Source organism: Mesorhizobium sp. M0571, from assembly GCF_040320985.1.
Classification (GTDB): Bacteria; Pseudomonadota; Alphaproteobacteria; order Rhizobiales; family Rhizobiaceae; genus Mesorhizobium.
Genome location: NZ_JAMYQT010000164.1, coordinates 1 through 549, shown reverse-complemented (window position 1 = coordinate 549; position 549 = coordinate 1). Strand labels below are relative to the sequence as shown.

The 549-nt window shown below is 57.0% G+C and carries 1 protein-coding gene; it reads right to left on the bottom strand.

What is annotated here, in order from left to right; genetic code table 11:
• Positions 1 to 186 precede the first annotated feature (186 nt).
• Positions 187 to 426 (bottom strand): hypothetical protein, encoded by a 240-nt coding sequence (locus NKI85_RS37870; RefSeq protein WP_352781026.1) that lies wholly within the window; start codon positions 424 to 426, stop codon positions 187 to 189.
• Positions 427 to 549 lie beyond the last annotated feature (123 nt).

Sequence of the window (549 nt, the reverse complement as noted above, 5' to 3'; positions counted from 1 at the left end):
AGCCGGTGTCATTGGCTGGCGTTCCGGAATAGCCGATGTCGTCACGATAGCTTTGATCGTCGCTGCTGCGCGACGGAGCAAGCCGGCACACGCCGGCATCGTCAGCCGATCGACTTCATTGGCCCCGCGCAGCAGTTCGGAAATGAACAGGTCGACCGGCCTGAGCGCCACGCCTGTCTCTCCGAACTATAGATTGGCAGCTGGGGAATTTTTGGGACAAAGAATGAGCTTGCGTTTCGATCTGACGAGCTCGAGCAGATCGGCCTCGTCCAGGCCAGCCTCTTGAAAGGCAGCCAATATTCGCATTGCGAGCGTCTCGCCGTCCAAGGACGAGCGGGCGATATCCTCGTCACTGCAAACCTGGTCGAAAATGCGTTGGCAAAGATCCAGATCGGACGGGTATAAACCGGCTTGTTTGAAAGGCATTTTGGAACCCCCAAGCTTCGGAAGGGCCGTCACTGGTGATCAAAATTAGCGCCCGTCGCGATGCACGAGGCAACGGTATGTAAAAGGCGGACATTTGCAATGATTGTCCGCCCCAACCGGCTA

Bases quoted from the DNA above. Each gene is read 5' to 3' on its own strand.
- NKI85_RS37870 (WP_352781026.1), bottom strand. From the start codon at position 426: ATGCCTTTCAAACAAGCCGGTTTATACCCGTCCGATCTGGATCTTTGC.